This window comes from Mesorhizobium sp. P3_A8, assembly GCF_056402995.1.
The window spans coordinates 157,123-169,099 of the sequence record NZ_JBFUGI010000007.1 but is presented as its reverse complement, the minus strand read 5'-3'; the positions used below and the strand labels follow the sequence as shown (position 1 = coordinate 169,099).

The 11,977-nt window shown below is 63.6% G+C and carries 11 protein-coding genes; 6 read left to right on the top strand and 5 right to left on the bottom strand.

Features of this window, described 5'->3' with window-relative positions; all coding sequences use genetic code 11:
* Positions 1-154: 154 nt before the first annotated feature.
* Complete coding sequence (locus AC1DX4_RS18240) at positions 155-739, bottom strand: LPS assembly lipoprotein LptE (RefSeq protein WP_477221618.1); 585 nt, start codon at positions 737-739, stop codon at positions 155-157.
* Entirely contained in the window at positions 726-3,365 is a 2,640-nt protein-coding gene (gene leuS, locus AC1DX4_RS18235) for a leucine--tRNA ligase (protein ID WP_477221617.1), read from the bottom strand. Before leuS ends, AC1DX4_RS18240 begins: the two co-directional genes overlap by 14 nt.
* Before the next feature lie 155 nt (positions 3,366-3,520).
* Here leuS and AC1DX4_RS18230 point away from each other — a divergent pair, with 155 nt between their 5' ends.
* The 3 genes from AC1DX4_RS18230 (at position 3,521) to AC1DX4_RS18220 (ending at position 5,804) form a co-directional block, all read left to right on the top strand.
* Positions 3,521-4,183, top strand: a complete 663-nt coding sequence (locus AC1DX4_RS18230) for a YggS family pyridoxal phosphate-dependent enzyme (RefSeq protein ID WP_477221616.1) — start codon at positions 3,521-3,523, stop codon at positions 4,181-4,183.
* Positions 4,184-4,294: 111 nt separating this feature from the next.
* Positions 4,295-5,344 (top strand): aldo/keto reductase, encoded by a 1,050-nt coding sequence (locus tag AC1DX4_RS18225; RefSeq protein WP_477221615.1) that lies wholly within the window; start codon positions 4,295-4,297, stop codon positions 5,342-5,344.
* Between the two features lie 31 nt (positions 5,345-5,375).
* Positions 5,376-5,804: a hypothetical protein gene (locus AC1DX4_RS18220; protein ID WP_477221614.1), complete on the top strand. Its 429-nt coding sequence runs from the start codon at positions 5,376-5,378 to the stop codon at positions 5,802-5,804.
* 32 nt (positions 5,805-5,836) lie between these two features.
* Here the strand turns inward: AC1DX4_RS18220 and AC1DX4_RS18215 are convergent, their stop codons facing one another.
* Both AC1DX4_RS18215 and AC1DX4_RS18210 read right to left on the bottom strand, forming a co-directional pair.
* Positions 5,837-6,562, bottom strand: coding sequence for a neutral zinc metallopeptidase (locus AC1DX4_RS18215; protein ID WP_477221613.1), 726 nt, complete (start codon positions 6,560-6,562; stop codon positions 5,837-5,839).
* Positions 6,563-6,685: 123 nt separating this feature from the next.
* The gene (locus tag AC1DX4_RS18210; protein ID WP_477221612.1) at positions 6,686-7,591 is read right to left on the bottom strand and encodes a LysR family transcriptional regulator; all 906 of its coding nucleotides are present in this window, start codon (positions 7,589-7,591) and stop codon (positions 6,686-6,688) included.
* Between the two features lie 138 nt (positions 7,592-7,729).
* Between AC1DX4_RS18210 and AC1DX4_RS18205 the strand changes: the two genes are divergently transcribed.
* The 3 genes from AC1DX4_RS18205 to AC1DX4_RS18195 are packed head-to-tail and all read left to right on the top strand — an operon-like array spanning position 7,730 to position 11,344.
* Positions 7,730-8,923, top strand: a complete 1,194-nt coding sequence (locus AC1DX4_RS18205) for an MFS transporter (protein WP_477221611.1) — start codon at positions 7,730-7,732, stop codon at positions 8,921-8,923.
* 60 nt (positions 8,924-8,983) lie between these two features.
* Complete coding sequence (locus AC1DX4_RS18200) at positions 8,984-10,264, top strand: SGNH/GDSL hydrolase family protein (RefSeq protein ID WP_477221610.1); 1,281 nt, start codon at positions 8,984-8,986, stop codon at positions 10,262-10,264.
* Positions 10,265-10,309: 45 nt separating this feature from the next.
* Positions 10,310-11,344: an aldo/keto reductase gene (locus AC1DX4_RS18195; protein ID WP_477221609.1), complete on the top strand. Its 1,035-nt coding sequence runs from the start codon at positions 10,310-10,312 to the stop codon at positions 11,342-11,344.
* A 307-nt stretch (positions 11,345-11,651) separates the two neighbouring features.
* Here the strand turns inward: AC1DX4_RS18195 and AC1DX4_RS18190 are convergent, their stop codons facing one another.
* A complete protein-coding gene (locus tag AC1DX4_RS18190) occupies positions 11,652-11,924 on the bottom strand; it encodes an usg protein (RefSeq protein ID WP_477221608.1) in 273 nt (90 codons plus the stop codon).
* Between the last annotated feature and the right edge of the window lie 53 nt (positions 11,925-11,977).

Here is an 11,977-nt window from a genome sequence, read left to right as displayed (position 1 = left end):
CATCTTTCGCAGCGACGGCGGACGAGCCGGATTCGAGCCGACGATCCTCACCCATGATCATCCACTGATCGACATGCGTGAGGCTAAAAAGAAGGAGCTCTCGGCCAGCGCAAAGCGGGCCGAGATGGCGTCTTCCGTGACAGGAAAAGTGGCGCTAGCCAGTCTTCTTGCCGTGCCGGACCAGATCCTGGGCGATGGACAGTTGCAGGGCTTCGGCCAGCTCGCGCGCGGCGCGATTTTCGGCGTCGATCTGCGCCCGGTAGGAGGCAAATTCCTGCCGCGGCCTGTCGAAGGACGAGGTGATCGCGCGCTTGCCGACCGTGACGACGGCGCCGGTTTTCATGTCCGTCAGCGAATAGCTGGCGGTCAGCGTCACCGAACCGGCGGTTGGCTCGTCCTGATCGGTTTGGACCTGCACGAGGGCCGAGGATTCGACCGCCTCGGTCACGGTGAGGTCGAGCGAATAAACCGGCGATGCCGGTTCGCCGGCGCCGCGCCCGAAGCCGAAGATCAGATTGTTGCGCACCTGCTGGGCATAGCGCGTCTTGACCGGCTTGATGGCGATCGACGCTAGTTCGGAATTGGCTGTCGCGTTCGAGCCGGGCGACAAAGGCGCGTTGGAATAGAGCGGCCGCACCGTGCAGGCCGAAACCAGCGCAAGCGAGCCGATTAGGCCGGCAAGCGCGGCGCGGCGCAGCAAACGGCTCAGCTCTGTCTTTTCCCGATCAGGCAACGACATTGACGATCCTCTGCGGCACGATGATCACCTTGCGCGGAGCCTTACCTTCGAGCGCTTTCTGCACGAAGTCGAGAGCCAATACCGCTTTTTCGACCGCACCTTGGTCCGCGTCGCGGGCAATTGTCAAATCCCCCCGCTTCTTGCCGTTGACCTGCACCGGATAGGTCACTTCATTGTCGACGACCAGTGCCGGATCGAAGACTGGCCACGGCCGTTCGGCGACCAGATCGGTGCCGCCGAGCGTCTCCCAGCACTCTTCGGCCAGATGCGGCATGACAGGCGCGACCAGATGCACCAGGATCTCCACCGCCTCGCGGCAGGCGCCTTGCAGTGCCGGATCGGCCTTGCCTTCCGCCACCGCGTTGAGCGGCGTGGTCAGCAAATTGGCCAGTTCATAGATGCGGGCGATGGCACGGTTGAAGCCGAGCTTCTCGATGTCCTCGCCGACTGCCTTCAGGATCTTGTGCGTGGCCTTCGAGACCGCTCCCGCCTCGCCGGCATCAGCGGCGACCGGCTTGACGCCTGCCAGCGTCTCGGCCGCCGTCGACACCAGGCGCCAGATGCGCTGCATGAAGCGATGCGCGCCGGCGGCGCCATCGTCGGTCCATTCGACGTCGCGCTCGGGCGGCGAATCCGACAGCATGAACCAGCGCGCCGTGTCGGCGCCGTAACCGTCGGTGATGTCTTCCGGGCTCACCGTGTTCTTCTTCGACTTCGACATCTTCTCGAGCGGACCGATGGTGACCGCCTCGCCGGTGGCGATGTCGAAGGCGCGGCGTTCGCCGTCGACGCCCTCCAGCCTGACCTCGGTCGGCGCCAGCCAGCGGCCATTCGAAGCCGAGCCGACGCGGTAGGTCTCGTGCACCACCATGCCTTGCGTGAACAGGCCCTTGAACGGCTCGGCCAGATCGACATGGCCGGTCTCGCGCATGGCGCGGGTGAAGAAGCGCGAATAGAGTAGATGCAGGATCGCATGCTCGATGCCGCCGATATACTGGTCGACCGGCAGCCACTCATTGGCCGCCTTGGGATCGGTCGGCTCATGCGCCCAGGGCGCGGTGAAGCGGGCGAAATACCAGGACGAATCGACGAACGTGTCCATCGTGTCGGTTTCGCGCCGCGCATCCCCACCGCATTGCGGGCACTTCACATGGCGCCAGCTCGGATGCCGGTCGAGCGGATTGCCCGGCCGGTCGAAATCGACATCGTCCGGCAGCTTGACCGGCAGGTCGGCCTTCGGCACCGGCACCACGCCGCAAGCCTCGCAATGGATCATCGGGATCGGGCAGCCCCAGTAACGCTGGCGCGAAATGCCCCAGTCGCGCAGGCGGAAATTCACCTTGCGCTCGGCCATAGGCCGGTTGCCGATCGTCTTCTGCTCCAGCAGCTTCGCCACCTCGTCGAAGGCGCGGTCCGGCTCCATGCCGTCGAGGAAGCGTGAATTGATGATCACGCCGTCGTCGACATAGGCTTCCTCGGTGATCTGGAAGGTCTTCGCGTCGGCTCCCTCGGGCATCACCACCGGAATCACCGGCAGGCCGTATTTGTTGGCGAAGTCGAGGTCGCGCTGGTCGCCGGACGGGCAGCCGAAGATAGCGCCGGTGCCGTACTCCATCAGCACGAAATTGGCGACGTAGACAGGCAGCGTCCAGCTGTCGTCAAAAGGATGGACGACGCGGATGCCGGTGTCGAAACCCTTCTTCTCGGCCGTCTCCAGCGCTGCCACCGAAGTGCCCATATGGCGTATCTCTTCTATGAACTTCGCCAGTTCCGGATTGTTCTCGGCGGCTTTCTTGGCCAGCGGATGATCAGCTGCGACGGCCATGAAGGAGGCGCCGAAAATGGTGTCGGGCCGCGTCGTGTAGACTTCCAGCTCATGCTCGCCGTCGCCAATCTTGCCAGCATCTGGGACAGCCAGAGGCCAGCGGATCAGCAGGCCTTCCGAACGGCCGATCCAGTTCTGCTGCATCAGCTTCACTTTTTCGGGCCATTCGTCGAGGCCGTCGAGCGAATCCAGCAGGTCCTGTGCGAAATCGGTGATCTTGAAGAACCACTGCGTCAGCTCGCGCTGTTCGACCAGCGCGCCCGAGCGCCAGCCGCGCCCGTCGATGACCTGCTCGTTGGCGAGCACCGTCATGTCCTCCGGGTCCCAGTTGACCTTGGAGGATTTGCGCGTCACCAGCCCCTTCTCGACGAAATCGAGGAACAGCATCTGCTGGCGGTGGTAGTAGTCGACATCGCAGGTGGCGAATTCGCGCGCCCAGTCCAGCGAGAGGCCCATGACCTTGAGCTGCTCGCGCATGGTGGCGATGTTCTGATAAGTCCATTCCTTGGGATGGACCTTGTTCTGCATCGCCGCGTTCTCTGCCGGCATGCCGAAGGCGTCCCAGCCCATCGGGTGCAGCACATTGAACCCCTTGGCCCGCTTGTAGCGCGCCACCACGTCGCCCATCGTGTAGTTACGGGTATGGCCGATGTGGATGCGCCCCGACGGGTACGGGAACATTTCCAGCACGTAGTATTTCGGCTTCGGGTCGTCATTGTGCGCTTCGAACAGCTTCTTTTCGGCCCAGGCCTTCTGCCATTTGGGCTCTGACGCGCGCGGATTGTATCGTTCGGTTGCCATGGGACGTTTTTCACTTAAAAGCAGGCGCGAACCGCGGGCGACAGCTCGGCGGTTCAGGGAATGTGGTCCGGGTGTTCACCATGGTTTGGCAAACCCGTCAACCATATGGGTATCGCGGCGGCTAAAAACGCGAGTCAAAACAGCGGGATTTGCATATGGGTGACACCGTTCAGCAGTTTTTCGCGGTCAAGGCGAAGATCGCCGCCGCCGAGCAGGAGGCCCGCCGCGAAGCCGACGCAGTGACGCTGGTGGCCGTCTCCAAGACCTTTGACGCCGCCGACATCCAGCCGGTGATCGAGGCCGGCCAACGCGTCTTCGGTGAGAACCGCGTGCAGGAGGCGCAAGGCAAATGGCCTGATCTGAAGCAGGCCGTTGCCGATATCGAACTGCATCTGATCGGCCCGCTGCAATCGAACAAGGCCAAGGAAGCGGTGGCGCTGTTCGACGTCATCGAAACGGTCGACCGCGACAAAATCGCCGCCGAACTCGCCAAGGAAATTGCCCGGCAAGGCCGCGCTCCAAAACTCTATGTCCAGGTCAACACCGGCTCCGAGCCGCAGAAGGCCGGCATCGAACCCCGCGACGCCGTCGCCTTCGTCGCCCGCTGCCGCGATGTCCACGGCCTCGCCATCGAAGGCCTGATGTGCATTCCGCCGGCCGACGAGAATCCTGGCCCGCATTTCGCCTTGTTGGAAAAACTGGCGCGTGAGGCCAGCGTCGCAAAACTGTCGATGGGCATGTCCGGCGACTATGAGACGGCCATCGCCTTCGGCGCCACCAGCGTGCGGGTTGGCTCGGCGATTTTTGGGAGCCGCTAACAAACCGCAGGTGTTGGTCCAGTTTGGCAAGGTGGCTACACCACCACTGGAAACGAAACGTACCGTTCCTATTTGTTTGGCGTCATCACATAGTCTCCTGGAGCCTTCGCCATGCGTTACAACCAGCTTGGAAATACGGGGATGTTCGTCTCCGAACTGTGCCTCGGCACCATGACTTTCGGCGCCGCCGGCCAGAATGCCCAATGGGGCCTGATCGCCAGCCTCGATCAGAAGGGCGTTAACGAGATCGTCGGCCGCTCGATCGCCGCCGGGGTCAATTTCTTCGACACGGCCGACGTCTACTCCTTCGGCGAGTCCGAGCGTCTGCTCGGCCAGTCGCTTCGCGATCTCGGCGTCGCCAGATCGAGCGTGGTGATCGCCACCAAGGCGCATGGCGCCATGGGCAACGGGCCGAATGACCGCGGCTCGTCGCGCGGCCACATCATGGATGCGGTCGATGCCAGCCTCGAACGGCTGCAACTCGGTCACATCGATCTCTATCAGTTGCACGGCACCGATACGGTGACACCGATCGACGAGACGCTGCGAGCGCTCGACGATCTCGTTGCCAGCGGCAAGGTCCGCTATGTCGGCGTGTCGAACTGGGCGGCGTGGCGGATCGCCAAGGCGCTCGGCATCGCCGACCGCAAGGGCCTTGCCCGTTTCGAGACCATCCAGTCCTATTATTCGATCGCCGGCCGCGACCTCGAACGCGAGATCGTGCCGCTGATCAACGAGGAGAAACTCGGCTTGATGGTGTGGTCGCCGATGGCCGGCGGCCTGCTCTCCGGCAAATACGGCCCCGGCGCGCCCGGTAATGGCGAGGGCCGCCGCGCGTCCTTCAACTTCCCGCCGGTCAACGAGGACCGTGCCTGGGCGGCCGTCGCCGTCATGCGCGAGATCGCGAAGAAGCATGATGTCAGCGTCGCCACGGTGGCGCTCGGCTATGTCCTGGCCAAGCCTTTCGTGATGAGCGTCATCATCGGCGCCAGCCGTATGGATCAGCTCGAACAGAACCTCGCCGCGACTGAAGTGGAGCTCGATGCGGACGATCTCGCCAAGCTCGATGAGGTCAGCGCGCTGCCGGCCGAATATCCCGGCTGGATGCTCGAGCGCCAGGCGGCTGGCCGGCGCCCTGCGCCCTTCGTGCCGAAGGCATAATCCGTCTCCGACGCGAATTCCGGAAAGCCGCGTGCCCTTCGGGCGCGCGGCTTTTTCGCGCTTTATGAAGGCCGCAAGGTCGCCTTGTACCGGACACGATTTCGCGGCTACCATCATGCCGCCGGAGCAGCATGCCGGGATGTCAGGGGCGATGATGGCACCATCCGCCGAGGAATTTCGAGACAGGATTGTCGCGATCATGGCTGCTCGCCAAACCGCGGCTTCTGCCAGCCCTTACGATTGGAAGGTCTGCGTCGGCGCGGTCAGTGCCGCGAGAGGCGAATTTGAAAAGGTCGTTGTCGCCGGTACGGCACATGACTATGGAGCCGCGGTCATTTCTCGTTTGGAGCGGCTGCGAGACGCATATTACGACCCGGATGGAGAATACACCTCCGGGCGATCGGATATCGGCACCGTCATTGAGAACATAAGGGCAGCATTGAGGCTCGTCGGCCAATGATGGCGCTCACCCGGCGATGGGTGGGCTCGGTATCAAAGCGGATTGTCAGAGGTATTGCAGTCCGCGATCGCTTTTCCGGCAAGGCCGCGATCATACCAGCGGATCCTCTGTTCTGAGGTGCCGTACCTATTTGCCGTCGAATTTCTGGAGGCATTGGCGGGCTGATCATCTCCAAGAGATCGAAGCAATTGCCTGGCCTCAGTCAGATCGGTGTCTTCCAGGAGCCCCTTGTCCTGGACATAGCGGCTCCATAGTCCGGCAAAACAATCGGCCTGGAGCTCCATCTGTTCCGATCGGACGATGGCGGCTTCCTGGTCGCCGTCGGTGACAGCGGCGTGCGGAACGTCCGAGATGGTCTGCACATGATGCCCAACCTCTCGGGCGAGAATCAACGCCTTGGCGAAATCTCCCGTCAAACCGATCTGTTGAAGCTCGGGGAACGCCGGGTCGAGATAAATCTTGTGGTCTTGCGCGCAGTACAATGTCCCTGAAACAGGACCGCATGCGGTAGCGATGAAGCCGGTGAACAGCACCAGCTTGGGCTCCTCATAGGTCGATCCACCAGCTTTGAAGGTGGCGCCCCAGAAATCCTCGGTTTCAGCCAAAGCCACGGAAAGGAGCTGCTTGACGTTGTCATCGCTGGCGTTTGCAGCAGGTGCCGCTGCTTTGGCGACCTCGGCGGCCTCGGAGATTGTCGGGGCATGCAGCCATGTCGCGATGGCAAGGAGGGATGCCGCGACCAAGGACAAGCGGACCAACTCACGCCTCCTGAATTGCCAACGCTCCCGGAGCCGGGGCGCCGAGGCGCCTGCAATAACCGGACGGGATTCCATATCCTGCCCCAATTGGGTTGTCGAACAGACCTTGAAAGCCGCGCTTCGTCAGAGCCGCGCGTTCTCGGCCAGGAAATCGAGAAAGGCCCGCACCCGCGCCGGCAAGTGCCGGCCCTGGCCGACATAGACGGCGTGGGTCGCCTCCTCGTCGCCCGGATTGAACTCCTCCAGCAGCGCCACCAGCCGGCCGGCGGCGATATCGGCCGCCACATGCCAGCGCGCCAGCCTGGAGATGCCGGCGCCGGCCAGCGTCATCAGCCGCATCGCTTCGCCATCGCTGACCAGCGTGTTGCCGGTGATCGGGATCATGACCGCGCGGCCCTCCGCGTCGCGGAACGGCCAGCCGTCGATATGCCTGACGAAGCCGAAGCCCATGCGGTTGTGGCTGTCGAGATCGGCCGGCGCCAGCGGTATGCCATGCGTTTCGAGATAGGAGGGTGCCGCAACCACCACCACCGGGCTCTGCCCGAGCTTGCGCGCCACCAGCCGTGATTCGCCGAGCGGACCGGCGCGGATGGCAACGTCGGCGCGTTCGGCCATCAGGTCGATGACGCTGTCGGTCAGCACCAGATCGACCGATATTTCGGGGTAGCGTTCGAGGAAACGCGGCAAGAGCGGGATCAGCCGGTGCACCCCGAACGGCACATAGGTGTTGACGCGCAGCCGCCCACGAGGTGCAGCACCCGCCGCCGCCTCGCGCTCGGCCGCCGCCATGTCCGCCAGGATGCGCAATCCGCTATCGTAGAAAGCCGACCCTTCCGGCGTCAGCTGCAGCTTGCGTGTCGACCGGCTGACCAGCCGCGCGCCAAGCCGGGCCTCAAGCCGCGCGATCAGCTTGCTCACCGCCGATGGCGTCATACGCAGCGCACGCGCCGCGGCGGAAAAACTGCCCGCCTCAACGACGCGGACAAAAACTTCGATCTCGCCGGAGCGGTTGATGTCGGATCTTGCCATCTGTGAATCTATTTCACAGAAAATGTGCCCAATGCAAGTCTGGTTCACAGTGCATGGCGACACGATCTCAGGGGTCGGGGCGCGGGTTGGACAAGGCGCTCGTCGCCTTAACGGGCCGTCTTGGAAGTGGAAACAGCCATGCCTCTTGCTCTCTACGCCCTCGCCGCCGGTGCCTTCGGCATCGGTGTCACCGAATTCGTCATCATGGGCCTGCTGCTCGATGTCAGCAAGGATCTCGGCGTCTCGATCTCGGCCGCCGGCCAGCTGATTTCGGGCTATGCGCTCGGCGTCGTCATCGGCGCGCCGCTGCTGACCATCGCCACCGGCAACTGGCCACGCAAGACCGTGCTTCTGGCGCTTATGGCGATCTTCACGCTGGGCAATCTCGCCTGTGCGCTGGCCCCCGATTATTGGACGCTGATGGGCGCCCGCGTCATCACCGCCTTTGCCCATGGCACCTTCTTCGGTGTCGGCTCGGTCGTCGCCACCGGCCTGGTCGCGCCCAACAAGAAGGCTTCGGCGATCGCGCTGATGTTCACCGGGCTCACCATCGCCAACATCCTCGGCGTGCCCTTCGGCACCTGGCTCGGCCAGGCCTTTGGCTGGCGTGCGACCTTCTGGGCAGTGACCCTGGTCGGCCTGGCGGCCTTCGCCGTCATCCTTGCTCTGGTGCCGCGCAGCCAGGAGGCACCCGAGAAGAGTGATTTGCGCGCCGACCTCGCCGTGCTGCGCCGTACGCCCGTCCTGCTCGGCCTCGCCACCACCGTGCTCGGCTATGCCGGCGTTTTCGCCGTCTTCACCTACATCGCGCCTTTGCTGACCGAGATCAGCGGCTTCAAGGAAGCCGCCGTGTCGCCGATTCTGCTCGTCTTCGGCGGCGGTCTCATCGCCGGCAATCTCGCCGGCGGCAAGGTCGCCGACCGCTGGCTGGTGCCCGCCGTGCTGGGCAGCCTCGTCGTGCTGGCCCTGGTGCTCGCAACCATGAGCTTCGCCATCCACAGCCAGGTCATGGCCGTGATCTATGTCGGCCTGCTCGGTGCCGCCGCTTTTGCCACCGTGGCGCCGCTGCAGATGTGGGTGCTGGACAAGGCGCAAGGGGCCGGCCAGAGCCTTGCCTCGTCCTTCAACATCGCCGCCTTCAATCTCGGCAACGCCGCCGGCGCCTGGCTTGGTGGCGCGGTCATCGCCCATGGAATGGGGCTCGGTTCCCTCACCTGGGTCGCCGCTTTGCTGCCGGTCGCAGCGCTCGGCGTGGCGGGATTGGCACTGCGTCTCGACAGACATGAAGAGCGGCTGGTCCCGGCTGCTGCTCGCCCCGCATCCATAGAGTGACGGCAGGCCCGAACCCTACCTTCGGCATGACGGAAGGTAGAACCCAAGAGGAGAGCCCCAATGAAACATCCTATGCGCCGTACCATCACCACCTTTGCGGCAAAGCGTTTGGCCCTCGCCGCGCTCGTCTTGGCGACCATTTTGATGGCCGACCCCGCAATGTCAGGCGAAAGACAGGACTGGGTCGGCACCTGGACCGCCAGCCCGCAACCGACATGGGGTCCCGACTTCGCCTTGCCGGTGAAGATAGCGCCGAAGCTTGAGAACCAGACCATACGCCAGACGGTCCGCACCAGCATTGGCGGCAAGCAATTCCGCATCGTGCTGTCGAACGAATATACCGACACACCGACCCAAATCGGTGAAACGCATGCCGCGATTGCTGGCGAGGGTTCGAAAATCGTCGCCGGCACCGACCACGTCGTGACCTTCGGCGGCCAGACCAAGGCAATGGTTCCGGCGGGCGCGCCTCTGGTCAGCGATCCGGTGGACCTGCCCCTCGACGCCTTGAGCCATCTGTCCATATCGATCTATCTGCCTCAGGCAACGCCGATCTCCACCTTCCACTGGGACGGCAAGCAGACCGCCTACATCGGTGACGGCAACCAGACGGCTTCCCACGCGATCGCCGCCGCGCAAACCACCGATGCGCGCATCCTGGTGAGCGAAATCCTGGTGGATGCGCCGGCAAATGATGGCGCGGTGATCGCGATCGGCGATTCGATCACCGACGGCAATGGTGCCACGCTGGACGCCGACAATCGCTGGCCGGATTTCCTGGCAAAGCGCCTGGCTTCCAAGCATATTGCGGTGCTCAACGCGGGCATATCAGGCGCGCGGCTGCTCGACGACGCGATGGGCATGAAGGCATCGGCCCGCTTCGAACGCGACGTGCTGGCCCAGCCCGGCGCCAAGGCGGTGGTGCTGCTTATCGGCATCAACGACATCAGCTGGCCCGGCACGCCCTTTGTGTCTGGAAAATCCCTGCCGTCATTGGCGGCACTCACCGACGGCTATCAGCAGCTCGCCGCCCAGGCTCACGCCCACAATCTCATCATCCTCGGCGGCACGCTGACACCTTTCGAGGGCGCGCTGAGCGGCACTCCACTCGAGGGTTACTACACACCGGAGAAGGAAGCCTTGCGCCAGAAGGTCAACGACTGGATCCGAACCAGTGGCGCCTTCGACGTCGTCGTCGACTTCGATGCGCTGCTTCGCGATCCCAGGCATCCGGCACGCCTGCTGCCGGAATTCGATTCCGGCGACCATCTGCATCCGGGTGAGAAGGGAAACCGCGCCATGGCCGAGGCCATCGACCTTGGCCAACTGATCGGGAACTGAGCAGACCGGCACCTGACCTGGAATTGCAATTGAAAGGATAAAACCATGGATTATCGGCGTCTTGGCGCATCGGGCCTGAAAGTGCCGGCGCTTTCATTCGGAGCGGGAACGTTTGGCGGCTCCGGCCCGCTGTTCGGCGCCTGGGGCAACAGCGACGCCGTCGAAGCGCGGCGGCTGATCGACATCTGCCTGGAGGCCAGCGTCAATCTGTTCGACACCGCCGACGTCTATTCGAACGGCGCTTCCGAAGAGGTGCTCGGCGAAGCGATCAAGGGCCGCCGCGATGCCGTTCTGATCTCGACCAAGACCTCGCTGCCGATGGGCGATGGACCGGCCGACTACGGCTCATCGCGCTCGCGTCTGATCAAGTCCGTCGACGCCGCGCTGAAGCGCCTTGGCACCGACTACATCGACCTGTTGCAACTGCATGCCTTTGATGCGGGTACGCCGATCGAAGAGGTGCTGTCGACGCTGGACGACCTCGTGCGCGCCGGCAAGCTGCGCTATGTCGGCGTCTCCAACTTCTCCGGCTGGCAAGTGATGAAGTCGCTGGCGGAAGCCGATAAGCACGGCTACCCGCGCTACGCCGCGCATCAGGTCTACTACTCGCTGGTCGGCCGCGACTATGAATGGGAGCTGATGCCGCTCGGCATCGACCAGGGCGTTGGCGCGCTGGTGTGGAGCCCACTCGGCTGGGGCCGCCTGACCGGCAAGATCCGCCGTGGCCAGCCTCTGCCGGAAAAGAGCCGGCTGCACGACACGGCAGATTTCGGTCCGCCGGTCGAGGACGAACATCTCTACCGTGTGATGGACGCGCTTGACGCGGTGGCGCAGGAAACCGGCAAGACCGTGTCGCAGATCGCCATCAACTGGCTGTTGCGACGCCCGACCGTTTCCTCGGTCATCATCGGCGCCCGCAACGAGGAACAACTGCGCCAGAATCTCGGCGCCGTCGGCTGGTCGCTGACGCCGGATCAGGTGAAAAAACTCGATGCGGCGAGCGAAGTGACAGCGCCCTACCCGTACTTCCCCTATCGGCGGCAGGAAGGCTTTGCCCGGCTGAACCCACCGCCGGTGTGATTAAGTCGCGGTCCTATGCTCCGGGACCGCTATAGACATAGGGGAGTAGCCGAAGCCCCTCAACTTCGTGATCCACGGGCGGAGCAGCCGCGAAGCGGCGTCGCGAAGACCCGAGGATCCATGCCGCGACCTTGACCGTAAAGTGCAGCGGAGCAGAATTCCGCAGCGTGGTGACGCGTTGGAGTCCCGGCATGGATCCTCGGGTCTGCGCCGCGTCGCTACGCTCCTTGCTTCGCCCGTGGATGACGAAGCGATGGGCGTTTCCGCCAATCACTAGCAATCGATAAAAATGCCTGCACTACTGCCCTTAATGCAGCACGAACTCGCCATCCACCTTGCGCCATTCATTCGGCGCGATCAGCTTCTGGTGCGTATAGACGACTGAATGCAGCGGCCCGTCGAGCTTGGCCTTCCAGAATTCGATGAATTTGATCAGTACCGGAAACTGCGGAGCGAGGTCGTAGTCCTGCCAGATGAAGCTCTGCAGCAGATGCGGATGATCGGGAAAATGATAGAGAATCTTGGCCGTGGTCAGGCCATAGCCTTTGAGCATCAGGTCCATTTCGGCATAGTCGCGCATTGTGGCCCCCTTGGGCGGTCCCGGGTTGAGTCTCCTTTCCTCCCAACGTCAGA